The sequence below is a fragment of the Nitratidesulfovibrio vulgaris str. Hildenborough genome (assembly GCF_000195755.1).
In the GTDB taxonomy this organism is placed as follows: domain Bacteria; phylum Desulfobacterota; class Desulfovibrionia; order Desulfovibrionales; family Desulfovibrionaceae; genus Nitratidesulfovibrio; species Nitratidesulfovibrio vulgaris.
This window is the reverse complement of record NC_002937.3, coordinates 2,917,720-2,940,467: the sequence shown is the minus strand read 5'-3', so window position 1 is coordinate 2,940,467 and position 22,748 is coordinate 2,917,720. Positions and strand designations below refer to the sequence as shown.

At 63.0% G+C, this 22,748-nt stretch carries 19 protein-coding genes; 11 read left to right on the top strand and 8 right to left on the bottom strand.

The genetic code is table 11. The features are described 5' to 3' along the window. The first annotated feature begins 18 nt into the window (after positions 1–18). Both DVU_RS13275 and DVU_RS13270 read left to right on the top strand, forming a co-directional pair. Positions 19–228, top strand: a complete 210-nt coding sequence (locus DVU_RS13275) for a helix-turn-helix domain-containing protein (RefSeq protein WP_226987310.1) — start codon at positions 19–21, stop codon at positions 226–228. Positions 229–297: 69 nt separating this feature from the next. Beyond that, entirely contained in the window at positions 298–636 is a 339-nt protein-coding gene (locus DVU_RS13270) for a hypothetical protein (RefSeq protein WP_010940100.1), read from the top strand. On the opposite strand, the gene DVU_RS13265 is transcribed toward DVU_RS13270, so the two are convergent. Beyond that, positions 626–955 carry a hypothetical protein gene (locus DVU_RS13265; protein WP_010940099.1) on the bottom strand — a complete coding sequence of 110 codons (330 nt, stop codon included), beginning with the start codon at positions 953–955 and terminating at the stop codon, positions 626–628. The genes DVU_RS13270 and DVU_RS13265 overlap by 11 nt on opposite strands. Positions 956–1,112: 157 nt before the next feature. Between DVU_RS13265 and DVU_RS13260 the strand changes: the two genes are divergently transcribed. The 5 genes from DVU_RS13260 to DVU_RS13240 all read left to right on the top strand — a co-directional run bounded on the left by DVU_RS13260 (position 1,113) and on the right by DVU_RS13240 (position 2,810). Next, positions 1,113–1,574: a phage regulatory CII family protein gene (locus DVU_RS13260; RefSeq protein WP_010940098.1), complete on the top strand. Its 462-nt coding sequence runs from the start codon at positions 1,113–1,115 to the stop codon at positions 1,572–1,574. Continuing rightward, positions 1,561–1,755, top strand: a complete 195-nt coding sequence (locus DVU_RS13255; RefSeq protein ID WP_010940097.1) for a hypothetical protein — start codon at positions 1,561–1,563, stop codon at positions 1,753–1,755. Before DVU_RS13260 ends, DVU_RS13255 begins: the two co-directional genes overlap by 14 nt. An 85-nt stretch (positions 1,756–1,840) precedes the next feature. After that, the gene (locus tag DVU_RS13250; RefSeq protein WP_014524576.1) at positions 1,841–2,053 is read left to right on the top strand and encodes a hypothetical protein; all 213 of its coding nucleotides are present in this window, start codon (positions 1,841–1,843) and stop codon (positions 2,051–2,053) included. A gap of 84 nt (positions 2,054–2,137) precedes the next feature. Further along, positions 2,138–2,503, top strand: a complete 366-nt coding sequence (locus DVU_RS13245) for a hypothetical protein (protein ID WP_010940096.1) — start codon at positions 2,138–2,140, stop codon at positions 2,501–2,503. Between the two features lie 64 nt (positions 2,504–2,567). After that, entirely contained in the window at positions 2,568–2,810 is a 243-nt protein-coding gene (locus DVU_RS13240) for a hypothetical protein (RefSeq protein ID WP_010940095.1), read from the top strand. Position 2,811: 1 nt separating this feature from the next. Here DVU_RS13240 and DVU_RS13235 read toward each other — a convergent pair whose 3' ends face one another. The 6 genes from DVU_RS13235 to DVU_RS13210 form a co-directional block, all read right to left on the bottom strand. Next, positions 2,812–4,107, bottom strand: coding sequence for a tyrosine-type recombinase/integrase (locus DVU_RS13235; protein ID WP_041722798.1), 1,296 nt, complete (start codon positions 4,105–4,107; stop codon positions 2,812–2,814). Positions 4,108–4,653: 546 nt separating this feature from the next. Beyond that, on the bottom strand, positions 4,654–6,075 hold the full coding sequence (locus tag DVU_RS13230) for a sigma-54 interaction domain-containing protein (protein ID WP_010940093.1): 1,422 nt from the start codon (positions 6,073–6,075) through the stop codon (positions 4,654–4,656). A 439-nt stretch (positions 6,076–6,514) separates the two neighbouring features. Next, the gene (hpsH, locus tag DVU_RS13225) at positions 6,515–7,438 is read right to left on the bottom strand and encodes a (2S)-3-sulfopropanediol dehydratase activating enzyme (RefSeq protein WP_010940091.1); all 924 of its coding nucleotides are present in this window, start codon (positions 7,436–7,438) and stop codon (positions 6,515–6,517) included. Between the two features lie 176 nt (positions 7,439–7,614). Next, complete coding sequence (gene hpsG, locus DVU_RS13220; RefSeq protein WP_010940090.1) at positions 7,615–10,101, bottom strand: (2S)-3-sulfopropanediol dehydratase; 2,487 nt, start codon at positions 10,099–10,101, stop codon at positions 7,615–7,617. Positions 10,102–10,206: 105 nt separating this feature from the next. Beyond that, positions 10,207–12,111, bottom strand: coding sequence for a TRAP transporter large permease (locus DVU_RS13215; protein ID WP_014524574.1), 1,905 nt, complete (start codon positions 12,109–12,111; stop codon positions 10,207–10,209). Positions 12,112–12,191: 80 nt separating this feature from the next. Then, positions 12,192–13,202, bottom strand: a complete 1,011-nt coding sequence (locus DVU_RS13210) for a TRAP transporter substrate-binding protein (RefSeq protein WP_010940088.1) — start codon at positions 13,200–13,202, stop codon at positions 12,192–12,194. Between the two features lie 685 nt (positions 13,203–13,887). Here DVU_RS13210 and DVU_RS13205 point away from each other — a divergent pair. After that, the gene (locus tag DVU_RS13205; protein ID WP_010940086.1) at positions 13,888–14,724 is read left to right on the top strand and encodes an amidohydrolase family protein; all 837 of its coding nucleotides are present in this window, start codon (positions 13,888–13,890) and stop codon (positions 14,722–14,724) included. Between the two features lie 187 nt (positions 14,725–14,911). On the opposite strand, the gene DVU_RS13200 is transcribed toward DVU_RS13205, so the two are convergent. Continuing rightward, positions 14,912–15,520 (bottom strand): TetR/AcrR family transcriptional regulator, encoded by a 609-nt coding sequence (locus DVU_RS13200; protein WP_010940085.1) that lies wholly within the window; start codon positions 15,518–15,520, stop codon positions 14,912–14,914. A gap of 456 nt (positions 15,521–15,976) precedes the next feature. On the opposite strand from DVU_RS13200, the gene DVU_RS13195 reads away from it, so the two are divergent. From DVU_RS13195 to DVU_RS13185, 3 genes are read left to right on the top strand one after another with little or no spacing between them, the layout of a single operon-like run. Then, positions 15,977–17,230 carry an efflux RND transporter periplasmic adaptor subunit gene (locus DVU_RS13195; RefSeq protein WP_010940083.1) on the top strand — a complete coding sequence of 418 codons (1,254 nt, stop codon included), beginning with the start codon at positions 15,977–15,979 and terminating at the stop codon, positions 17,228–17,230. A 15-nt stretch (positions 17,231–17,245) separates the two neighbouring features. Further along, positions 17,246–20,458: an efflux RND transporter permease subunit gene (locus DVU_RS13190; RefSeq protein ID WP_010940082.1), complete on the top strand. Its 3,213-nt coding sequence runs from the start codon at positions 17,246–17,248 to the stop codon at positions 20,456–20,458. After that, positions 20,455–22,083, top strand: coding sequence for an efflux transporter outer membrane subunit (locus DVU_RS13185; RefSeq protein ID WP_014524573.1), 1,629 nt, complete (start codon positions 20,455–20,457; stop codon positions 22,081–22,083). The genes DVU_RS13190 and DVU_RS13185 overlap by 4 nt, the downstream gene beginning before the upstream one ends. Positions 22,084–22,748 lie beyond the last annotated feature (665 nt).

Sequence of the window (22,748 nt, the reverse complement as noted above, 5' to 3'; positions counted from 1 at the left end):
GAGCGTCTTCGAATCTGGATGCAGCGCAAGGGGATTACCTTCACTGCGCTGGCGCGTGAGCTTGATGTAACCCCCAATGCCGTTTCCAAGCTGTGCCATCAGTCGACCATGCCAACGCGGCGTCATGCGGCGTTGCTGGGCCTTGGTGTGCCTGTCGAGCTTCTTCCTACGCCTTGCGACCTCAAGACAGGGCCCAAGCCCCGCGTGCAGCAATCGCAGCCGGAATAGCAGCGGCGCTGTTCTGTTGTTCTCGAGCGTCGCCATGTGCAGCACAACGTCTAGCCTCAGGGGGCTTTGATGCACTCGTACACTCCTTCAGCCCAAGAAGCCGTGACCTTGGCCAGCATCCTTCTCGCGCATCCTGCTCTTGGTCTGGGCGATTTCGCGGCCTCGCTTGCGTATGCCCACCTGTTCCAAGTGGGGGAGTTGGCAGCGGATGGACCCTATCCCGCAGAGGACATCCTGGAACTGGCACTGCCGCTGCTGTGTGGGCGGCTGCGTAATCCAGAGGCAGACCTCCACGCATGGAAAGACAACGCGGCCATCGCCGTGGGCACTGCCCTGTGCATTCTTTCCGGTGCCGAGAAGATACGTGCCGGAGCAGACAAGGGGTGCTTCACATGCGCTACTCGATGAGGTCCACGTCCATCAGGTCGGGGCGCTGCCCGAATAGCGTGGTCATCTCTAGAACTCGTGCGTCTTGCCGGATCGTAGTGGCGATTTCGTCCCTGCTACGGCTCAGTGGTCCGCGCAGTCCAGCGAGGTATTCCATGCTGACGCGAATGCTCGCGTATCGCTCGCCAAATGTGCCGCGCAGTCCAAGTGTTCTGTGCTGGTGTTCGAGCCATGCAAGGAGACTGTCCACAGTGGCGTACAGGGCAAGGGCGTTAGCTTCGCTTCTGCAAGCTTCAGCGGCGATGTCTTGTAGCTTTTTGAGCACACATGCAATGCGCATTCGCATTCTCCTTTCAGACTGTAGTCATTTCACGTTCCATACCAGATATCATGCGAACCCCGAACTTGCGCAAGTATATTCATATACAGGGACCTTCAGGCTCACTGCTGGCCCATCTCTTCACACCAGTAAATGAGAACAGCGGGGCATCTCTCTCATGTCAGGCCATGATTCCATCCTCGAAGTGTTGCAGGAAGACGTGAAGCGCGCCCCCTCCGGGCACAAGGCGGAGCAGATCGCCGCGCTCATGGGCAAGGGCTATTCAACGCTGATGAACGAGCTGAACGGCTCCATACCGGGCCACAAGTTCGGGTTGTTGCAGCTCATTCCGCTCATGCAAGCCACCGGGTCGCGTCGTGCGCTCGACTTCCTGTGCGGGGCCATGGGGTGCGTGTGCATCAGGCTGCCACGGTCGGGCAGGGGGCACTCCACCACAGAGCGTGACGCCATCGAAGCCGTGCGCCAGTTCGGCGAGCTGATGGCCGCCGTGGGCGACAGCCTCGCCGATGGCAGAATCACGGCGGAAGAGAGCAAGCGCATCCGGGCCGAAGGCTACGAGGCGCTCCAGTCCATCATGACGCTCATCAAGAAGGCGGAGTCTGACGATGTCCGTGCGTGAGCCGAACCCCGTCGAACTGATGCTGGTGGCAGTGGCCCTTGCCAGCGAGACAGGGCCAGCAGAGGCCAACCTCGCGTGGGTCACGCAGCGCGCCGCGGGCAAGCGGCTGTGCTTCCACGGGCAGTACATCCGCATCGGTACGCCAGAAGTCGGCAAAGAGCCGGCGGTGCGGCGGCAGTGATCCCGGGGCCGGTCGCGGGTGCGATGACGGTCATCGCGCTCCCGCCCGGCTTCAGGATGACGGAACCTCAGCCAAGGACAAGGCCATGCCCATACATCCATCGGCAGTACTCGCGGAAAAGGCCCATCTGGCGTTGCGTACGCTCGATGACCTCTTTGAGACGCGCGGGGTGACGCAGGCGGACAGGGCCGCGTTGCTTCCGGCCCGGCTTGCCCTGAAGCGGGTCCGCGACAGGCACCGGGCGGCGCTCGGGCTGTCTGCCCCGGTGGAGGAGGTGCCCCATGCCGCACCTTTCTGACCCCTGGCTTGTGGTTCCGTGTGGCATCTGCGCGGTGCTGGCGGCGGGATGCTTCGTCATCGCATGGTCAATCAGGAGGAAGTCATGACGCAGAATGATCCGTATCGGCAGGGAGAGGTCCTGTTCAGGGCGTTCTTTCCCCGTCAGGGCGAGGGGCTTGTGATCACCAGTGGCGTGGTCGTGCTTGCCGACGACAAGCGTTTTCTGGTGCGGGCAGGCTCGCGTGAAGAGAGTCAGGCGCAGACCGCGCCGGGCGGCTGGAGGCGTACCCGGGAAGAGGCTCTGGACCATCTCGACCGGGGGCTGACCATCACCCGCACCCGGGTTGAGGCCGATGCACTACGGCTGAAGGCCAAGTCGCATTGCGTGAGGAAGCTGCGCGGGGAGTTGAGCGAAGAGGCGCAGTGTGGCCAGGGGTCTATGCCGCGACGACCTGAGAGCGCCCTGTGACGGGGCTGTTGGCGAAGTTACAGGCCGCCCTGTGAGATAACCTTAACGTCGGGAGGAAATGACCATGAACGATAAGACTGTGCTGGATAACCTTGTGCCCCAGTTGCCGCCCCTGATAGCCCGCAAGGCCTCGAAGTGGTTCACCGGCGGGGGGCTGTCGCCCAAGACGCTGGCGAACGACGACAAACTCGGGCGCGGGCCGCGAGAGCGTCTGGTCATCGGCGAGCAGATCTACTACCCGCGCGAAGCCTTCGTCTCCTACCTCGAAAGCAAGGGAGTGCGGCACATTGTCGTCCCCGAGTTGTAGATCACTCGCCTCGTGTGAGCCGGGCCAGCGCTGCATTGCGTTTGGCCCGGTCGCACAGATGCAGGTAGCGTTCGGTGACGGCCACGCTGGAGTGTCCCAGAAGCTCTTTGAGGGTGTAGATGTCGATTCCGGCCTCCAGCATGCGCGTGGCGTAGGTGTGCCGCAGGGTGTGCCATACGATGCGGTTGCGGTCGTCCGTCACGTCGGCATTGAGGCCAAGCGTGGCGCAGATGTGCGCCATCGCACGGCTCACGGCCGTCGTGTTGCGTACCGCGCCGCCTCGTCCCGGAAAGAGCAGCCCGGGGGAGCCCACGCGCCGGCGCAGCATGGTGATGCTCTCCGCGAAGAGGTGGCCTGCATGCACGATGCGGGTACGTCCACCCTTGGTGATGCCCGCGTCCGAGCCGCTGTATATGCGGATGGTGCCATGGTCGACGTCGATGTCCTCCGTCCGCAGCCGCACCAGTTCACCGGCGCGCATGCCGGTGTCGAGCGATATCAGGATCATGTCGTGCAGTTCGGAGGTCTCGACGACGTTCTGGCCACGGTAGGAGAGCAGGGCGCTTATCTCGGCATCATTGAGGATGCGGAGGCGTCGGGCGTCACTGCGGGGCAGACGCACGCCATGCCCGCGCCGGCTCAGCACGGCAGGGTTCTTGCCGGAGTAGAGCATGCGCTCGGGGAAGTCGGGGTGGGGCGTCTCGCGGGCGTAGTTGTACACTTCGCGCACAGCCTTCAGGCAGTGCAGTACGGTCTGGGCGCTGAGTCCGCGGCCCTCGGCCTTGCCGCGACCACGCAACGGGGTGGTCTGCTCCAGTTCAGAGCGAAGCTCGTTGAGGTGCTGCGGCGTGATCGAGGCCGCAGGCATGGAGTGCAGGCGTGGCAGGACGTGCAGCTCAAGCAGTCGCTGCATCTTGTGCCCGCTGATGCGGGTAGACTTGGCCCACGCTGCGTATCGCTCGGCCAGTTCGCCGAAGGTGATGTCCTTCAAGGCATCAAGCTGTGCCTGTTGAGCAGCCGCAGCCTGAGCCTCGGCTGCCATCTGGCGCTTCTCCTTCAGGGTCTGGGGGCGCAGGCCCTGCTTGACGTTGCGCTCAAGTTCGGCAAGCAGGGTGGCGGCCATGTCGGCAGTCCAGCCTTCAGATGTCCAGCCAAGCATCTCGACGATACGCTTGCCGTCAACCATATGCCTGATTGCCCAGAAGCGGTCGGCCCTGCGAGAGAACTTGCGGGTAGCATGCTCCCTGTAGAGCAGCCCCTTCCTGCCGGGGATTGTGTGCCAGCTGCGGTCACTCATGCGGTTACCATTTGGTTGCCATTTGCGCGGAGGTTCGCAGGATTCCCAGTCGAACGGCTTTGTACTGAACACGCTCATAACACTCTTGTTTTCAGAAAGATAGGAATCCGGAGAGTTCTTGAGCAGACTTCTTCTAAGCTCTTGGCCGGGGGTTCGAATCCTCCCGGGCGCGCCAGAACAAGAATCCCTCACGTATCCGGACGTGGGGGATTCTTGTTCTGGGGATGTTATCAGTTGGCAATGGGCTTGCGTAGGTGTCAGGCACCGCTGCGATGGCGCATCATGAGACAATGCGTCACGCAAGTCGAGAACGTGGTATTCTCGACGTGTGTGGAAGGGGACAGCAGTGCAATGCCTGTATGGCGTCGCGCGTCCGTGCTCGTGTGGCTGCACCCTTCAGGAATCGTTGGGTGGAGGCTTACCCGGGCTGCGTTTCACGGCATGGGCTGTGGCCTTTGTGTTCCACAGCGCTTGTGAAACAGGAGAAGGGGTGAAGTCGTGCTCCTGAGAGGGGGGAGACAGTACTCCTGCTGTTTTCGCAGTCCATTACTGTCCGGTGTTCTCCTGCTCCTCATCCCCCGAGACCCCGGCGAGCGATGAGCCGCGCAGCTTGCGGAAGAGTGTGGTGCGGCTGATCTTGTACATGCGTGCCACCTTGCACACCGAACCGTGCGTACGCACGGCCTCTTCGAGGATTTCGCGCTCGATGTCTGCCATGATCTCCTTCAGCGGTCGGGCGTCATCGGGCGCGGGAGGCGTGTATGCCGTGCGATTGCGCGCGGCCTTCTGTATGTGCGGAGGGAGGTGCTCCGGCTTGATGGAATGCCCCTCGCACGTCACCACGAGGCTCTGGATGAGGTTCTGCATCTCGCGCACGTTACCGGGCCACTTGTAGTTCTGGAGTGCCTGCCGTGTGCCCTTGGGCAGGGTCATGTTGCGGCGGTACTTGGCATTGAAGCGATCGAGAAACCGCTCAACGAGGGGGATGATGTCCTGTTGCCGTTCACGTAGCGGCGGCAGGTCCAGTACGGCGACATTGAGGCGATAGTAGAGGTCGCTGCGGAATTTGCCCGCCTTGGCGTCTTCGGCGAGGTCGCGGTTGGTGGCGGCGATGATGCGCACATCCACCTTGCGTGCCTGTGACGAGCCTACGCGCATGACCTCCCTGTCCTGTAGCACACGCAGCAGCTTGGCTTGCATGGGCAGCGGCAGTTCACCGATTTCATCGAGGAAGACGGTACCGCCGTCGGCGATTTCGAAATAGCCCGCCTTGCCTTTGGAACTGGCTCCGGAGAACGCACCGGGAACGTAGCCGAACAACTCTGATTCGATGAGGTTCTCGGCGATGCTGCCACAGTCCACCTTGAGGAACATCTTGCTGCTGCGCGGGCTGTATTCGTGGGCTAGCCTCGCGAACACGTCCTTGCCCACGCCCGTCTCGCCCAGAATGAGGATGTTGGCATCCGTGGCAGCCACCCGCTGCAAGAGGTCGAGCACCTGCTGCATGACTTCGCTTTCGAAGACGGGCTGGCTGTTGCGCACCTGCTCATGCAGCATGCATTCGATACGGTCGTTGAAGGTCTCGATGAGCTGCTTCTGCTGGGCAATCTGCTCTCGGAATTGCGTGATCATGGTGATGTCACGGGCGAACGTGACCACGAGGCAGACTTCGCCATGTTCGTCGAAGACCGGGTAGCCACGCAGGATGATCTTCTTGCTCTGCCGGACGTGCTGCACGGAAACGGCCGGACGCTTGGTCCGCACCACTTCGGGGTTCAGGATGGTGTCGAAGATGCCGTCGGCGACGAGGTCGTGAACGTTGCGCCCCCTGAGGTCCTTGAAAGAGAGGCCGGTCAGCTGCTCGTACATGCGGTTGACCAGCAGGGTCGTGCCGTCGCGTTGGGTGATATAGATGCCGTCGCTAAGAATATCAAAAATACTTTCAATATGTTCAATGATCTTTTTCATCTGATGCCTTGATACTGTGCAGTCATGTGATACGTCATGGCGTGATGCGAAGTGTCATGTCCATCTTGCCGATGCCTGCACTGATGCAGTTCGGCAGGATGAGCCTGCACAACATCTTCTTCAACCGTGTTGTTCTGGGGTCTCGACGTGCGGCAGAGAGGGGGGCGACGCGTTTCACGCAGGACGTTGAAGGCGATTCTTTAATATACGCTTGTTGTAACATATAATGTAAATGAATGTGGCGCAATGTGGATTTGAAGTGGCGCTGCGTTTGTATTAATATTCTGATTTTAAAAGATAAACGTGCCGGAGAGCTTCTCCGGCACGTTTTCTTGTCTGCTTGATCAGTTGGTCGTCGGGTGGCGCCTGTGACTGGCCAGAGAGGGGTCATCGGTGTGCCTTATGTCGATATTCAGGGTTGGCCGGGCTGTGGGCAGATTCAGCTGTCCGCCGTCTGCGCCACGACCGCCTCCAGCCTGCGCATGGTCTCCGCATCGAGGGTCACCTCACCCATGGGCGCCTCCCTGTCGAGGAAATGGTACTTCTGGGTACCGAGACGGTGGTAGGGCAACAGCTGGTATGACACACCAAGTTCGCGGGTGAGCGCGGCAATGGCGGCGATGTCGGCCTCGTTGTCGTTGAAGCCGGGAATGACCGGTGTGCGGACGAGGACGGGGATTCCCGGAAATTCGGCGCGCAGGGCGCGCAGGTTCTCGACGATGCGCTGGTTGGAGACGCCGGTGGCTTCCTTGTGCCGGGCGTCGTCGAGATTCTTGATGTCGTAGAGGACGTAGTTGAGGAAGGGCAGCGCGGCTGCCATGTCGTCCCACGAGGCGTAGCCGCATGTCTCGACGGCGGTATGCACACGGCGACGGCGTGCCTCGCGCAGCAGTGCCAGCGTGAAGGCGGGCTGGGCGAAGGGTTCGCCGCCGGAGATGGTCATGCCGCCACCGGAACGGGCGTAGAAGAGGCTGTCCTGTTCGACGGCGCGAAGCACCTCGTCCACGGTCTTGTGGGCACCGTAGGTGATGAGGGCGTTGGAGGGGCAGGCGCCGGAGCACAGCTGCTCACAGTCGTTGCACAGCGCGCGGTCGATGCTGATGGTGTCGTCCTCCGCGCGGGAGATGGCTCCGGCCGTACAGATTTCCACGCAACGGACGCACTTGGCGAGAGTGAGACAGCGTCCCGTGTTGTAGGCCAGTTCAACGGACTTGCGCTGCGATTCGGGGTTGCTGCACCAGCGGCATTTCAGGGGACATCCCTTGAGGAACACCACCGTGCGGATGCCGGGGCCATCATGGACGGAGTATTTCTGGATGTTGAACGTGATCCCTGTGGTCTTTCTGTCGGCGATGGAGCTCATGTCATGTCCGTTGTACCCGGTGCCCCGGGGCCTGATGGTGCTGGATGGTGGACTGTTCCGCGTCGGTGGCGGCGCCGGTCGACTTCCGTGCATGACCGCGTCCGGGCCGCCCGCCCCCGGTGGGGAGGCGGGCGGCATGGGATCGCGAAGGCGGCGGGGCGCGAGGCCCCGCGCCGTTACATCACGTCGTGGCCGGTGCGGGCGATGAGGTCGTTCTGCAGGTCGGGCGACAGGTCCACGAAGTAGGCGCTGTAGCCCGCGATGCGGACGATGAGGTTGCGGTACTTCTCGGGGTCGCGCTGGGCGGCGAGCAGGGTCTCCTTGTTGATGACGTTGAACTGCACGTGCCACAGCTTGAGGTCGCAGAAGGTGCGGATGAAGGACACCAGCTTCTGCGAGCCTTCTTCGCCTTCCACGCACTTGGGCGTGAACTTGATGTTCAGCATACGGGCGGCGCGGTCGCGCATGCCGTAGTTCTTGGAGTTGAAGTTGGACTGGAGGATGGCGGTGGGGCCGTTCACGTCGGCACCATGCGAGGCCGACGAACCGTCCGACAGGGCCGACCATGCCTTGCGACCGTTGGGCGTCGCGGAGACGACGCGGCCGAAGGGCACGTGCGAGGTGAACGGCACGTAGCGCACGTCGTTGTGCATGCCGAGTTCGGGCGAGTAGCGTCTGCCGTACTTGACGGACAGGGCGTCGATGTCGCGGGCGATGCTGTCGGCGTAGTCGTCGTTGTTGCCGTAGCAGGGCGCGCTCTTCAGCAGCTGCTGGATGTCTTCCTTGCCTTCGAAGTTGCACTTCAGGGCTTCGATGAGTTCACCCATGGTCAGCTTCTTGTCTTCGAACACCAGCTTCTTGATGGCGGACAGGGAGTCGACCACCGTGCCGAAGCCCATGTACTCGAAGTAGCCGAGGTTGATGCCCTCGGGAATCTGCGGGGTGTGCAGGTCGAGGCAGTGCTTCATGCACAGGTCGTGCAGCGACGAACCCATGGGCTGGGCGAAGTGGCGTGCGCGCAGGTTGTTGATGATGTGCTGCTGCACGAAGGCGGTCTTGAGGAACAGGTGGTGCTGGGTGACGTAGGCGTTCCAGAACTCTTCCCATGTCTTGAATTCGCACGGGTCGCCGGTGTGGGCGCCGAGGTCGGTGTCGCCGTACTTCAGCATCTTGCCGTTGTAGAGCACCATCTCGAGCGCTGCCGCGAAGTTGATGTACGCGCCGCCGCTGGTGTAGGTGTCGCGGTTGGGCATACGTGCCTCGGTGCAGCCGGAGACGGCGTAGTCGAGGGCCTCGGCGAAGGTCGCTCCCTTGGAGACGTACAGGGGCACGACCTCTTCGTCGTTGATCAGCTTGGGGAAGCCGGAACCGTCCTTGATGGTCTCGGCAACTTCCCACAGGTAGCGTTCGGGCGAGCGCGAGTGGATGCGTGCCGCAAGGTCGGGGTAGTGCAGCGGGAATTCGCGCTTGGACTTCAGGAAGAGGTAGGTCAGGTCGTTGGTGGCGTCGCGTCCTTCGGGGGTCTGCCCGCCGATGGTGACGGCCTCCCAGTGGGCGTAGCCTTCGTTGAAGGCACCGCCGGTGGGGGAGATGTACAGGTCGACGTACTGGGCCATGCCCACCCACATGCACTCGAGCAGTTCGAGGGCGCTGTCTTCGGTGATGCGGCCTTCGGCGAGGTCCTTTTCGTAGAAGGGCCAGAAGTACTGGTCCATGCGACCGTTGGACACGATGGTGCCGGTCTTCTGTTCGATGCGCGAGAACACCTGGGTGAACCACTGGGCCTGCACGGCCTCGTGGAAGGTGCGGGCCGGGTTCTCGGGAACCCAGGCGCAGATTTCGGCCATGGTCTCAAGCTCACGCTTGCGGGTGGGATCGGTTTCCTTGGCGGCGAGTTCTGCGGCGAGCTTGGCGTGGCGCTTGGCCCACAGGATGATGGCGTCGCACACGATGACGATGGCTTCGAGGAAGGGGCGCTTCTCCACGTTGTCGCACGGGCTCATGGGGTCAAGAGCGGCGATCTTCTCGAGGGCTTCTTCCTTGATGCTGCGGAAGCCGCGCTTGAGCACCTTCTCGTAGTCGTGCACCCACTGGATGGAGGAGCGGAACGACGAGGTCTCGTTGACGATGAAGCGGGACATGAGGCCCTGCGGGTCGTCGTAGGTGAGCTTGTGGACGTCTGCGGGCAGCGCGAGGTTCAGCGCCTCATGGTAGGTCTTGCCCTTCCAGAAGGGGGCAATCTCCTCGACGACCACGCGGGCGTCTTCAGGGGTGATGGCGAAGGGCGATTCGGCGCGGTTGGGCAGGTCTTCGATGGCCGTGCCGAGGAAGTCGCCGTCGAGTTCGGGGTACAGCACGCCGTAACGGCCCTGATACCCGGCGCGACCGCAGATGAGCTGATGGTCGTCGATGTACACGGTCATGTTCTCGGCGATGTGCATCAGCGCCTTGGCCCAGCGCAGGGGCAGGGGCTGGCCTTCGGTGGCCTTCATGGATTCGGTGAAGTACTTGGCGCGCTCCACGTCGATGCGGGGGCGGGTGTTGTCGAAGCTTTCAAGGATGGTGAACACGCGCTCGTGGGTTGCACGGTAGCGGTCGACCTTGCCTTCGATCTTGTCCTGAAGGCGCTGTTCATGGGGCGAAAGCTGGTTGCAGCATTGCATGTGTCTTCTCCTTGAGAGGCTTGTGAGGATGTACTGGGTATGCCGGGGCGACCGGGTGCGGTATGCCTGTGCACCCGGTGCCTGTTTCACGTCTTGTCTGTCCCGCTACTCCGCGAGGAACATCGGGAGGGCCGGAACGTAGGTGATGAGCAGCAGCACGCCTATCATGATGGCGATGAGCGGCATGACCACCTTGGAGAGGTGCTCTATCTTGGCGTGGGCCACGCCGCTGGCGACGAAGAGGTTCACGCCCACGGGCGGGGGCACGAAGCCGATGGCGAGGTTGACCACCATGATGACGCCGAAGTGCACGGGGTCGACACCCACCTTCAGCACGATGGGCAGCAGGATGGGGGTGAGGATGACGATGGCCGCCAGTGCTTCCATGAACGTGCCGATGACGATGAGCAGCACGTTGATGAGCATCAGGATGGCTATCTTGTTCTCGGTGAGGTTGAGCATCGCGGTGGCGATGGCGGTGGGCACCTCTTCGATGGTCATGATGTTGCCGAAGATGGTGGCCATGGCCATGAGCACGATGACGACGGCCGAGGTGCCTGCTGCTTCGACGATGCAGTCGTAGAGGCTGCCGCAGTTGAGTTCGCGGTGGATGAAGCAGCCCACGAACAGTCCGTAGAAGGCGGCCAGCGCTGCGGCTTCGGTGGGGGTCATGATGCCGCCGTAGATGCCGCCGAGGACGATGACCGGAACCATGAGGGCCCACTTGGCGTCCCACAGGGCCCTGGTGAAGGTCCTGAGGTTGCGCACGCGCACTTCGCCCTTCCAGCCGCGCTTCTTGGAGTACCAGTAGCTGTAGACCATGAGGGCCAGACCGGTGAGCACTCCGGGCACGATGCCGCCCAGAAAGAGCTTCCCGATGGAGACCTGCGCCGAGACGCCGTAGACCACGAAGGGGTTGCTGGGGGGAATCATGACGCCGATGGCACCGGCGGCTGCCACCACTGCGGCGGAGAAGTACTTGTCGTAGCCGCGCTCGACCATGGCGGGGATGGTGAGCGACCCGATGGCAGCGACGGTGGCGGGGCCGGACCCGCTGATGGCGGCGAAGAACATGCAGGTGCCGATGGTGGCGAGGGCCATGCCGCCATGCAGCGAACCCAGCATCTCGTCGGCAAGAGTGAGAAGCCTGCGCGAGAGACCGCCCGCGCCCATGAACACCCCGGCAGCGATGAAGAAGGGGATGGCCATGATGGGGAAGCTGTCGATGGAGGTGAAGGCCACCTGCGCGATGTATTCGATGGGCAGGGTCCCGGCGGCGATGATGGTCGCCAGTGCTGCAAGGCCGAGGCCGATGGCGATGGGCACGCCCACGGCGAGGAAGATGGCGAAGTAACCGAAGAGGACGGGCAGAGGCTCGAGGTCTTCGGCCAGCATTACGGGGGCGGCGAGGGCCGCACAGGCGGCCAGCGCGAGCAGGGTGTCCTTGAGGCCGCAGACGCGGGCCTGTGCGAAAAGGTCTTCGACGAGGCGGAGCGCCATGAGACCGAAGCTCACGGGCAGCACCAGATAGGGGATGTAGTAGGAAATCTGGAGGGCAGGGGTCGTCTGCGGAAACTCGATCTGCATCTTGATGAGGTCGAGCGACTGCCACAGCACGGTGCCTGCCAGCACGAGGAAGCACAGGTCGACCACGACCCACGACATTTCCTGAAAACGCTTGGGCAGGCGGTCGTAGATGATGTCCACCCGGATGCTCGACCGGTTGCGGATGGCAACCGGCAGGGCGAGGTAGGATATCCAGATGAAGATGAAGCGGGCCATCTCTTCGGTCCAGATGGCGGCAGACGCCCCTTCGTGCATGTGTACGCCGATGTAGCGGTACAGGGTCTGGAAGGTGATGATGAAGATGATGGCGAGCATGCCCACCGCAAGGAAGGGCTTCTCGAAGTTTGCGTCGAGCCAGCCGAGGATGCCGGGGCGGGTGGCCATGTGTGCGCCGCCGCATTCGCCTTGGGCGTCCAGGATGGACATGTTCTGGGGATTCGACATGGTGACCTCTTGATGACTGAGACTGGAACGCGCGTTGCGTACCCGTGGCCGGCGGCGGTGCCGCCGGCCCGGTCTGCATGCTATTGCTGGGTTTCCTGCACGAGCTTGACGAGATCGGCGGGGATGTCGTTGCTGAACTTGTCCCACACCGGGCGGGTCAGCTCACGCATCTTGGCGCGCTCTTCGGGGGCAAGCTTGGTGATGACGATGCCGCGCTCGACGAACGCCTGCTCGGCCTTCTTCTCGAGGTCGTTGGAGATGGCGCGCTGGTAGGCGAGGGCTTCCTTGCCGGAGTCGACCAGAATCTGCTGCACGTCGGCGGGCAGCTTGTCGAAGTACGCCTTGTTGATCATGAGCAGGTGCATGCTGTAGTTGTGCGCCGAATCCATGGCATGGCGCAGCACTTCGGTGTGCTTGGCGTCGTTGAGCAGGCCGAAGGTGTTGCCTTCGCCGTCGACGGTGCCCTGCTGCAGTGCCGTGTAGGTCTCGCCCCAGCTGACGGGAGTGGGGTTCATGCCGAGGGCGCTGGCGACAGCCACTTCGATGGGGGAGTCGGTGGTGCGCACCTTGAGGTTCTTGAGGTCGTCGGCGGTCTTGATGGGCTTCTTGGTGGTGGCGAAGTTGCGGTAGCCGTATTCGCTGTACATGATGGGCTTCAGGCCGATGCCCGCCGCAATCGCGTCGAGGCGCTCGCCGAGGGCACCTTCGTCGAGGGCCTTGTAGAGCTTTTCCTGATGTTCGGGGCTGGTGATGTAGGGCAGGTCGAAGACCATCATCTCCTTCGAGAAGTTGGTCATGTTCGGGGATGAGCTCGAAGCCATCTCAAGAGTGCCGCGCTGGGTCGCTTCCATGGTCACGCGGTCGCTGCCAAGCATGCAGTTGCCGAAAAGCTGGATGCGGACCTTGCCGTTGCTCTTCGCTTCCACGATCTCCTTGAACTTCTCGTACCCGAGGGTCACGTTGTTGCCCGGTGCCATGGGGTGGGCAAGGCGGATGGTGATGCGCTTGGCGGCTTCGGCATAAGAGCCCGCCGCGAGCATCGCGATGCAGGCAATGGCAGCGATGGCGTTGGCTTTGAAGAAGTTTCTCATGTCGTTTCCTTGTCTTGGATGTTGTCCCGAATGATTCATGTCGTGTTCTTGGTGAGGTTGCCGATACGGCTTGAGCAGGGAACGTGCCAAAGTGCACAAGGTGCCTTTGCGTCTTGCTACGCTTCGCGAAGGAGGGGAATTGACGGCTGCTGCCACCGCCTGAATGTGTGGCGAATGAGTCCGGATGGTTTCATTTTTGGAACGCTGTTTTGTATAGTTATTATAAAACAAGTAGATACTTTTTTTCACAAGCGTGATGCAAAAACGAAACGCATGATGCGCCCGTGAAACGAAAGGCGAGCCATGCGTCTCTGTCCGGCCTCGATAGGCCATAGTGCCGGGAAGGCAGGGCTGGCGGTCACTTTTCCACGGACTGCGGCGTGCGGCATGCTTTTGCGGTGGCTTCCGTCGGGCGCTAAAGGGACGGATGCGGCTTCTCTGCCCCCATTCCGGGAGAGGTCGTTCGCGTGGCTTGTGCGCGAAAGCACGAGGGGGGATTCTGGTGCAAGGGCGGGGCGAAGATGTTGAGGGACGGGCGGCGTTCCGGGTTGAAACGCAGGGCATGGGCCGACCCGGAAAGCCCTGCAGCCCTTTCGGGCGAGGGGTTGCTGCCCCCTGTCGGCGTGTCTGGGCATGGTTCTTGCCTTGAGGCGGGTGTTATGCATCAACCCTCAAGGAGCCCAGCATGAAGGTCATCGATTTTCGTTTTCGCCCCAATACGCCCGAAATCATTTCAGGTATCGCCAACAGCAACATGTTCAGGGCGGCCTGCAAGGCCATAGGGTTCGAAAAGCGTCAGCCCCAGCCCCTTGAACAGATTGTGGAAGACCTCGACAAGCGCGGGGTCGTCCTCTCTGTCATCTCCGGGCGCGACAGCGAGACCACGTACGGTTCTCCGGCGAACAACGGCAGCGTGCTGGCGTTCTGCCGCGCCTATCCCGAGCGGTTCATCGGATTCTGGGGGCTTGACCCGCACAAGGGCATGGCCGCCGTGCGTGAACTGCGTCATGCAGTGAACGAACTCGGCATGCGCGGTGCCTCCATCGACCCCTACCTTGCACACCTGCGCCCCGACGATGCCCGCTACTACCCCATCTATGCCGCGTGCTGCGACCTCAATGTGCCGGTGTTCATCACCACCGCGCCGCCGCCCCAGGTGGCCGGGGCCGTCATGGACTACACCGACCCGCGGCATGTGGACATCGTCGCCCGCGACTTCCCGGAGTTGCGCATCGTCATGAGCCACGGCGGATACCCCTTCGTGAACGAAGCCATCTTCGCCTGCCTGCGCAACGCCAACGTCTACATGGACTGCTCGGAGTACGAACAGGCACCCATGGCAGAAGCCTACATTCAGGCCATGAACGGCATCATTCAGGACAAGGTGGTGTTCGCCAGCGCGCATCCGTTCATCGAACAGGCCGACGCCCTTGAAGTCTACGCCCGTATGCCGCTCAGCGACGAGGCCCGGCACAAGGTCATGTACGCGAACGCGTGCAAGGTGCTCGGCATCGAAGCGTAGCCTGCCGTCGTATCAAGTCTGAACCTGACACAGGTCATCGCGTCACAGGGCCGCCTTCGGGCGGCCCTTTCTGTTGCAGGGGCTATCGTCCTGAGGTCCCCCGTCATGTAGAGGCCGGGGATGCCAATGGACAGGGCTGTGCTGCATCGCCGCGCGTAAGGCGACTGTCAGGCCTCATGCGAGGGGCCTAGATGGCGTAGGCGGCGAGAAAGACCGAAACCGCCGATTCCACGGCCCGTTCAGTCTCTTCTTCCGTGATGACGTCCTTGATGCACAGCATCACGGGCATGGAGAGGGTGGCTTGGCACAGGGCGAGAAAATGCTGGGCAGCGACCTCGGCATCAGGGATGCGGAGTGCGCCGTGCTCATCCGCACGCTTGAGGTATTCGGCAAGGTGGCGTCGCCCGCGCAGGATGCAGGTCTCGTAGAAGATACGCCCGATTTCCGGGAAGCGCGGGGCTTCGTGGTAGAGGAGTCGTACCAGTGCCAGCGATACCTCGTCGGTGATGAGGCCGAGATACCGCTTGCCCAGCAGGCGCAGTACGTCGTGCAGGTCGGCGGGGTGGGGCGGCAGGTTGAACACGGCGGCCCCGCGCTGGCGGACCCTGTCTTCCATGTAGGCTTCGAAGAGGGCTTCCTTGCTGTCGAAGTAGGCGTAGAGAGTGCCCTTCGACCCGCCAAGGGCGGCGGCTATGCGGGACATGGACGTGCCCTGATAGCCATGCTCTAGGAACAGGGGGCCTGCTATCTCGATGATTTCCGACCTTCTATCACGTGGGGGGCGGCCTAGCGCCATGGGCATCTCCTGTGCGTATGGTGTGTCTGTCACCGTCATACCCGACTTGGAAGGACGTTGACAGGCCCTTGTCTTAACCGTACTGTACGGTCAATAAAGTACAGGGGAAGGGACGCCAGTGCAAGCTGAATTCTTTGTTCTTGTTTTATAATTATTCGATATCGTGTGCTTTTGTCCGCAAGGATGTTGTGCTGCCTACCGCATGGAGTGGTGGAAGCGCAGCATATGTTTGCGTGGTGCCGAAAGCGGAGAGGAGAGTTCACCACACTTTCCCGTGCCGCATGTCTCTACATGTACTGTTCACGCCCGCCATGCCCACTGGAACCATGCCGCTGCCGGGTTCAGCACGGGTGTGGGCGGACAGATGCCTTGCAATCCGTAGGTCGATGCGAGGTGGCACGAAGGTGTCCACCGGAAGACGGCGCAACAAATCAATCCATGAAAGGTTCAGAACAGATGCGTGACAAATCGAGAAACACTCTCTTGATCGTGCTCGTCATGCTGGTGGCGGTGCTCGCCGGATGCAATCAGGAGCAACGTGCCACTGGCCCCGCGCCGGAACCCGAGGTCGCCACGGTGGTCGTGCGGCCCCGTCCCGTGACGCTCACCACAGAGCTTCCGGGGCGCATTTCGGCCCTGCTCGTCTCCGAGGTGCGACCGCAGGTGGGTGGCATCATCCAGAAACGCCTTTTCCGCGAAGGGGCTGACGTGAAGGCGGGCGATGTCCTGTATCAGATCGACCCCGCCGTATACCGCGCCGCGCATGACAGCGCGCTGGCATCGCTCGCCCGTGCGGAGGCGGCCCTCGAACCGGCGCGTCTCAAGGCCGGACGCTATGCCGACCTCGTGAAGGTGAACGGCGTGAGCAAGCAGGACAACGACGATGCGCAGGCCGCCTACGGGCAGGCCAAGGCTGAAGTGGCAGCTGCTAGGGCCGCAGTGCAGAAGGCCCGCATCGACCTCGAGTACACCCGCGTGACCGCCCCAGTCTCCGGTCGCATCGGCAGGTCGTCGGTGACGCCCGGTGCCCTTGTCACCGCCAATCAGGCAACGCCGCTTGCCACGGTACAGCAGACCGACCCGGTCTATGTGGACGTCACCCAGTCCACGGGCGACCTGTTGCGGCTGCGGCGTGCACTTGCCGACGGCAAGTTGCGCAAGGCAGGGGCTGACGGCGCGAAGGTGAAGCTGCTGTTCGAGGATGGCACCACCTACGCGCAGGAAGGGGCGTTGCAGTTTTCGGACATCACCGTAGACCCCGGCACCAGTGTGGTGACCCTGCGGGCCCTGTTCCCCAACCCCCGGCGCGACCTGCTGCCGGGGCTGTATGTGCGTGCGGTGCTCGAAGAGGGCGTGAACGAGCACGCCATCCTCGTGCCGCAGGCCGCCGTCACCCGTGATTCCAAGGGGAATCCGGTGGTGATGCTCGTCTCGGCCGGGAATACGGTCGAACGTCGTTCCATCCGTGTCGAGCGTGTCGTGGGTTCGGACTGGCTGGTGGGCGACGGGCTTGCAGAAGGCGACCGTGTCATCGTGGAAGGACTTCAGAAGATTCGCCCCGGTGCGAAGGTGCGTGTCGTGGACGCCGGTTCACCACCGGCATCAGCAGCGGCCTCCGCAACGGCCCCTGCCCCCGCACCGGCAGCCCCGGCAGGGGCGGCTTCCGCCGGGAACGCAACGACAGGCGCGGCCCCAGCCGCCAAGCAGTAGGCGGGAGCGTCCGTCATGGCAAGATTCTTCATAGACAGGCCCGTCTTCGCGTGGGTCATCGCCATCATCATCATGCTGGCGGGGGCCCTGTCGATTCTGAGCCTGCCCGTCTCGCAGTATCCCAAAATAGCGCCCACATCGGTCAACATCAGTGCCTCGTATCCCGGTGCCTCGGCCAAGACCGTCGAAGACACGGTCACGCAGGTCATCGAACAGAAGATGAAGGGCATCGACAGCCTGCGCTACATGTCGTCCACCAGTGACGCCACAGGGCAGGTCTCCATCACCCTGACCTTCGACGCCAGCACCGACCCCGACATCGCGCAGGTGCAGGTGCAGAACAAGCTTGCGCTGGCCACGCCCATGCTGCCCGAGGCCGTGCAGCGGCAGGGCATCACGGTGAACAAGAGCACGTCGAGCTTTCTGATGATCATCGCGCTGGCGTCGGACGACCCGTCCCTGACGGGGCGCGACCTCAGCGACTATGCCGCCACCTACCTGCTCGACCCCATCAGCCGTGTGGACGGCGTGGGCGAGACGCAGCTCTTCGGCGCACAGTACGCCATGCGCGTGTGGCTAGACCCGCACAAGCTCATGAACTACAGGATGACCCCCGCGGATGTGCGTAGCGCCATCACCGCCCAGAACACCCAGATATCGGTGGGGCAGATAGGCGGTACGCCTGCCGTGCCCGGACAGGGGATGAGCTTCACCATCCTCTCGCAGTCGCTGTTGCAGACGCGCGAGCAGTTCGAGCGCATCGTGCTGCGCGTGGAACAGGATGGCTCGACGGTGCGCCTTGCCGATGTCGCACGGGTAGAACTTGGCAGCGAGAACTACGACGCCGTCTCGCACTTCAACGGCAAGCCCTCCACCGGTATCGCCATCAAGCTGGCGACCGGGGCCAACGCGCTGGACACGGTCAAGCGTGTGCGTACCACCATGGAAGGTCTGGCCAAGAACCTGCCGGAAGGCATCCGCTGCGTCTTCCCTTACGACACCACCCCCTTCGTGCGCGTGAGCATCGAAGAGGTGGTCAAGACGCTGGCCGAGGCCATCGTGCTGGTGTTCCTCGTCATGTACCTGTTCCTCCAGAACATCCGTGCCACCATCATCCCCACCATCGCCGTTCCGGTCGTGCTTCTCGGCACCTTCGGGGCGCTTGCTGCCTTCGGCTTCTCCATCAACATGCTGACCATGTTCGGCGTGGTGCTCGCCATCGGCCTGCTGGTGGACGACGCCATCGTCGTGGTCGAGAACGTCGAACGCATCATGACCGAGGAGGGGCTGCCCCCTCGCGAGGCCACCCGCAAGTCCATGGGCGAAATCACCGGGGCACTGGTGGGCATCGCGCTGGTGCTTTCGGCGGTGTTCATCCCCATGGCGTTCATCAAGGGTTCGTCGGGTGTCATCTACCGTCAGTTCTCACTCACCATCGTCTCTGCCATGACCCTGTCCGTGGTGGTCGCGCTGGTGCTCACCCCGGCCCTGTGCGCCACCTTCCTGAAGCCCCTGCACAAACACGAGCATCAGGCGCAGGGTGGCTTCTTCGGCTGGTTCAACCGCATGTTCGACCGCACCAGCCGGGGCTACCGCAAGCAGGTGACGGGCGTGACCGGTCGCGTGGGCCGGACGATGTGCATCTACGCGCTGCTGCTGGCGGGTACGGCATTCCTCTTCATGCGGCTGCCCACCTCGTTCCTGCCCGAAGAGGACCAGGGCGTCATCTTCAGCCTCGTGCAACTGCCAACGGGGTCACCACAGGAGAAGACCCTCGAAGTGCTCAAGAAACTGGAGCACCACTACCTCGTCGATGAGAAGGAGACGGTGAACTCGCTGTTCACCGTGGCGGGCTTCAGCTTTGCCGGACGCGGTCAGAACGCGGGGCTTGCCTTCGTGCAGCTCAAGCCGTGGGATGAACGCAAGGGCGAGGGCATGAGCGCGGCGGCGGTGGCCGGGCGTGCCATGCGCGCCTTCTCGCGCATCCGCAACTCGGTGGTCTACGCCTTCACGCCGCCTGCCGTGCAGGAACTCGGCAACGCATCGGGCTTCAACCTTTTCCTGCAGGACAGGGAGGGCGTGGGGCATGAGGCGCTCATGCAGGCGCGCAACCAGCTTCTGGGCATGGCCGCGCAGAACCCCGCCATCGCCGTGCTGCGCCCCAACGGGATGGAGGATACGCCGCAATTCCGCATCGACGTGGACGCCGCCAAGGCGGGCGCGCACGGGCTGACCATGGCGGACGTCAACGGCGTGCTCTCCACGGCCCTTGGCGGTGCGTACGTCAACGACTTCATCGACCGCGGGCGCGTCAAGAAGGTCTACCTGCAGGGTGACGCCCCCTTCCGCATGATGCCCGAAGACATCAACGCCTGGCACGTGCGTAACGCGCAGGGCAACATGGTGCCGTTCTCGGCGTTCTCGACCGCCAGCTGGACGTACGGGTCGCCGCGTCTCGAACGCTACAACGGTCTGCCCGCCGTCGAACTGGTGGGTTCCGCCGCCCCCGGCAAGAGCACCGGTGAGGCCATGCAGGCCGTCGAGGACATGGCGGCGAAGCTTCCGCCCGGTGTGGGCATCTCGTGGACGGGCCTTTCCTATCAGGAACGCATGAGCGGTTCGCAGGCCCCGGCACTGTATGCCATCTCCATCCTCGTGGTGTTCCTGTGCCTTGCAGCCCTCTACGAGTCGTGGTCGGTACCCACGGCGGTCATCCTCGTGGTGCCGCTGGGCATCATAGGTGCGCTCATGGCCACACTCGGGCGCGGTCTCAACAACGACGTGTTCTTTCAGGTGGGCCTGCTGACCACCATCGGCCTCGCGGCCAAGAACGCCATCCTCATCGTGGAATTCGCCATGCACCTCGTGAAGTCGGGCAGGCCCCTGCTGGATGCCACGGCCGAGGCGGCACGCCTGCGGCTGCGGCCCATCCTCATGACCTCGCTGGCCTTCCTGCTGGGCGTGCTGCCCATGGCCATCAGCACCGGGGCGGGGTCGGGCAGCCAGAGGGCCATCGGCACCGGCGTCATGGGAGGCATGTTCTCGGCCACAGTGCTGGCGGTGTACTTCGTGCCCGTGTTCTTCGTGATGGTCTACCGCTTCGCCATGCGGAAACGTGGTGGTGGCCCTGAAGGTGGTGGACACGGGAGTGATGCGCATGGGGGCGACCCCCTTGCGACGGCGCAGGATGATGGACAGGCGAAAGCCTCCGGCGAGGTGGCACGATGAGACGTAAGACAGGCATGAACGGTGTCGCACTCTCCGCTGCGGCATTGGCGTTGACCCTTTCGGTCGTTGGCGGTTGTACGCTGGCCCCGGAGTACCGGCGGCCGGCACCGGCGATGCCCTCTGCATGGAATGCCGGACAGGATGTGGCACCGGGCGCAGGTCAGGTGGCGCAGGTTGCGGCACAGGCACCCGACGCGACTGCACCAGCCGGGTCATCTGGTGCCTTTGCACATTCCGGTGCCCCGACCGGTGCGCAGCCCGCGATGCAGACGCCGGACTGGCGGCAGGTGGTCGTGGATGCGCCCATGGCGCGTCTCGTCGACGTGGCACTGTCCAGCAACCGCGACCTTCGCGTGGCCGTCCTCCAGATAGAGAAGGCCCGTGCCCAGCACGCCATCGCGCGTGCCGACCTGTTCCCGCATATCGACGCCAGCGGTGCGGGCAATGCGGGTCGCACGGCGCAGTCGCTGTCTCCCACGGGCGAAGGCTATGTCTCGCATGCCTATACGGTCGGGGTGGGGTTCAGTGCCTATGAGCTTGACCTGTTCGGACGCGTCCGCAGCCTGAAGGAACAGGCCCTTGAGCGGTTCCTGTCCACGGACGCCGCAGCGCGCAGCGTACAGCTGACCCTCGTGGCAGAGGTGGGGCAGGCGTATCTGACGCTGGTGGCTGACCGCGAACAGCTTGCCTTGGCGCGGGAGATACTTGAGACGGAACAGGCGTCGTTCGAGGTGGTGCAAAGCCGGTACGGGCACGGCATCGCCGGTGAGCTTGATGTGGCGCGCGCCCGCACGACCGTGGATACGGCGCGTGTCAATGTGGCGGCTGCCGAAGCGAAGGTGACTGCGGACGAGAACGCGCTGGCACTGTTGCTGGGTACGCCTGTGACGCCCGACATGGTGCCTGCCCGCAGGCTTGCCGATGTGGTGCCGCTAGCCGACGTGCCCGCAGGGGTGCCTTCGGAGGTGCTCACCCGCAGGCCCGACGTCGTGGCGGCAGAACATGCCCTCAAGGCGGCCAACGCCAACATCGGGGCAGCACGGGCGCAGTTCTTTCCGCGTATCGGGCTGACGGCAAGCTATGGCAACGCCAGCAACGACATGGAGAACCTGTTCCGGGCCGGGGCACACACGTGGAGTTTCGTGCCGCAGGTCACGTTGCCCATCTTCCATGCCGGGGCCATTCGCGCCGGAGTGGAGACCGCCGAGGCGGACAGGGACATCTACGTGGCCCAGTACGAGAAGGCGGTGCAGACGGCATTCCGCGAGGTGTCGGACACTCTGGCGCAGGGCCGTTCGCTGGCGGTGCAGACCGGCGCGCAGACATCTCTGGTGGAGGCGACCGCCACCAGCTACAGCCTTGCATCAAAGCGTTACGAGAGCGGAATCGCAGGCTATCTGGACAAACTCGACGCCCAACGCTCGTATGCCGTGGCGCGGCAGAACCTCATCGCCATGCATCTTGCACGGCAGAACAACCGCCTGACGCTGTTCAAGGCCCTTGGCGGAGGCTGGAGAGGTGAGCCCATGCCGCCTCTCGCGCCTTCTGTACAGGAGACAGCCGGGGGGCAGGTGTCTTCGGATGCCTCTGCGGTTGCCAGTGCAGACGGCAGCCCTTCGAAGTAGACGGAAAATGGAACGCGGCACCGTCTGCCGTGTTCATGCAGCATGAAGACAAGCCCCGCTATGCGGGGCTTGTGTCGTCTCCGGCACCCGTGCGCCGTATCCGACATCAGTACACCGCCTTCGACAGTCGCACCCCGGACATGCGGCACATGAAGCCCTTTCCACGGCGGGGCCGAATCCCCCCTTGGCATTCTCGCCCATGAACCCGGTAGGTCGGCGGTTGTCCGTGCCCGTACCGGGCTTCGTGATACCGCATGTCTTCGCACCTGTCCCCGCGCTGTCAGGTCTGTCGCCGATGGGACGTGCGTCATCGGCCAGCCTACCTGAATCCATATGCCCCTTGCGAGGGGGGCGGTGGTGTCTGTCTGAAGAGGTGTGGATGGACCAATGATAACCGAAGATGACCATAAATGACTTTATAGGTGATGATCCGAGAGTAGTCCGGTGACAAAGTGTGACTATATGTTTTATTTAACCTACTGTTTTTTATTAATATTTGTTGCGATTTCCTCCTCCGTTGCTATGCTGTCCGCAAAGATATGATGCGTGGTGGTCTCCATCCTGCCTTCCGGTGTGTCCTTTCAGCAGGGAAAAGCGGGCGGCAGGGGGACCTCGGTTCCGGGTGAGTCCGGGGCCGGATGGGCCGACAGGGTCACGGCGTGCGG

Excerpts from the sequence above, each read along its gene's own strand:
- DVU_RS13275 (WP_226987310.1), top strand. The coding sequence starts at position 19 with ATGCAGCGCAAGGGGATTACCTTCACTGCGCTGGCGCGTGAGCTTGAT.
- DVU_RS13270 (WP_010940100.1), top strand. The coding sequence starts at position 298 with ATGCACTCGTACACTCCTTCAGCCCAAGAAGCCGTGACCTTGGCCAGC.
- DVU_RS13265 (WP_010940099.1), bottom strand. The coding sequence starts at position 955 with ATGCGCATTGCATGTGTGCTCAAAAAGCTACAAGACATCGCCGCTGAA.
- DVU_RS13260 (WP_010940098.1), top strand. The coding sequence starts at position 1,113 with ATGTCAGGCCATGATTCCATCCTCGAAGTGTTGCAGGAAGACGTGAAG.
- DVU_RS13255 (WP_010940097.1), top strand. The coding sequence starts at position 1,561 with ATGTCCGTGCGTGAGCCGAACCCCGTCGAACTGATGCTGGTGGCAGTG.
- DVU_RS13250 (WP_014524576.1), top strand. The coding sequence starts at position 1,841 with ATGCCCATACATCCATCGGCAGTACTCGCGGAAAAGGCCCATCTGGCG.
- DVU_RS13245 (WP_010940096.1), top strand. The coding sequence starts at position 2,138 with ATGACGCAGAATGATCCGTATCGGCAGGGAGAGGTCCTGTTCAGGGCG.
- DVU_RS13240 (WP_010940095.1), top strand. The coding sequence starts at position 2,568 with ATGAACGATAAGACTGTGCTGGATAACCTTGTGCCCCAGTTGCCGCCC.
- DVU_RS13235 (WP_041722798.1), bottom strand. The coding sequence starts at position 4,107 with ATGAGTGACCGCAGCTGGCACACAATCCCCGGCAGGAAGGGGCTGCTC.
- DVU_RS13230 (WP_010940093.1), bottom strand. The coding sequence starts at position 6,075 with ATGAAAAAGATCATTGAACATATTGAAAGTATTTTTGATATTCTTAGC.
- hpsH (WP_010940091.1), bottom strand. The coding sequence starts at position 7,438 with ATGAGCTCCATCGCCGACAGAAAGACCACAGGGATCACGTTCAACATC.
- hpsG (WP_010940090.1), bottom strand. The coding sequence starts at position 10,101 with ATGCAATGCTGCAACCAGCTTTCGCCCCATGAACAGCGCCTTCAGGAC.
- DVU_RS13215 (WP_014524574.1), bottom strand. The coding sequence starts at position 12,111 with ATGTCGAATCCCCAGAACATGTCCATCCTGGACGCCCAAGGCGAATGC.
- DVU_RS13210 (WP_010940088.1), bottom strand. The coding sequence starts at position 13,202 with ATGAGAAACTTCTTCAAAGCCAACGCCATCGCTGCCATTGCCTGCATC.
- DVU_RS13205 (WP_010940086.1), top strand. The coding sequence starts at position 13,888 with ATGAAGGTCATCGATTTTCGTTTTCGCCCCAATACGCCCGAAATCATT.
- DVU_RS13200 (WP_010940085.1), bottom strand. The coding sequence starts at position 15,520 with ATGGCGCTAGGCCGCCCCCCACGTGATAGAAGGTCGGAAATCATCGAG.
- DVU_RS13195 (WP_010940083.1), top strand. The coding sequence starts at position 15,977 with ATGCGTGACAAATCGAGAAACACTCTCTTGATCGTGCTCGTCATGCTG.
- DVU_RS13190 (WP_010940082.1), top strand. The coding sequence starts at position 17,246 with ATGGCAAGATTCTTCATAGACAGGCCCGTCTTCGCGTGGGTCATCGCC.
- DVU_RS13185 (WP_014524573.1), top strand. The coding sequence starts at position 20,455 with ATGAGACGTAAGACAGGCATGAACGGTGTCGCACTCTCCGCTGCGGCA.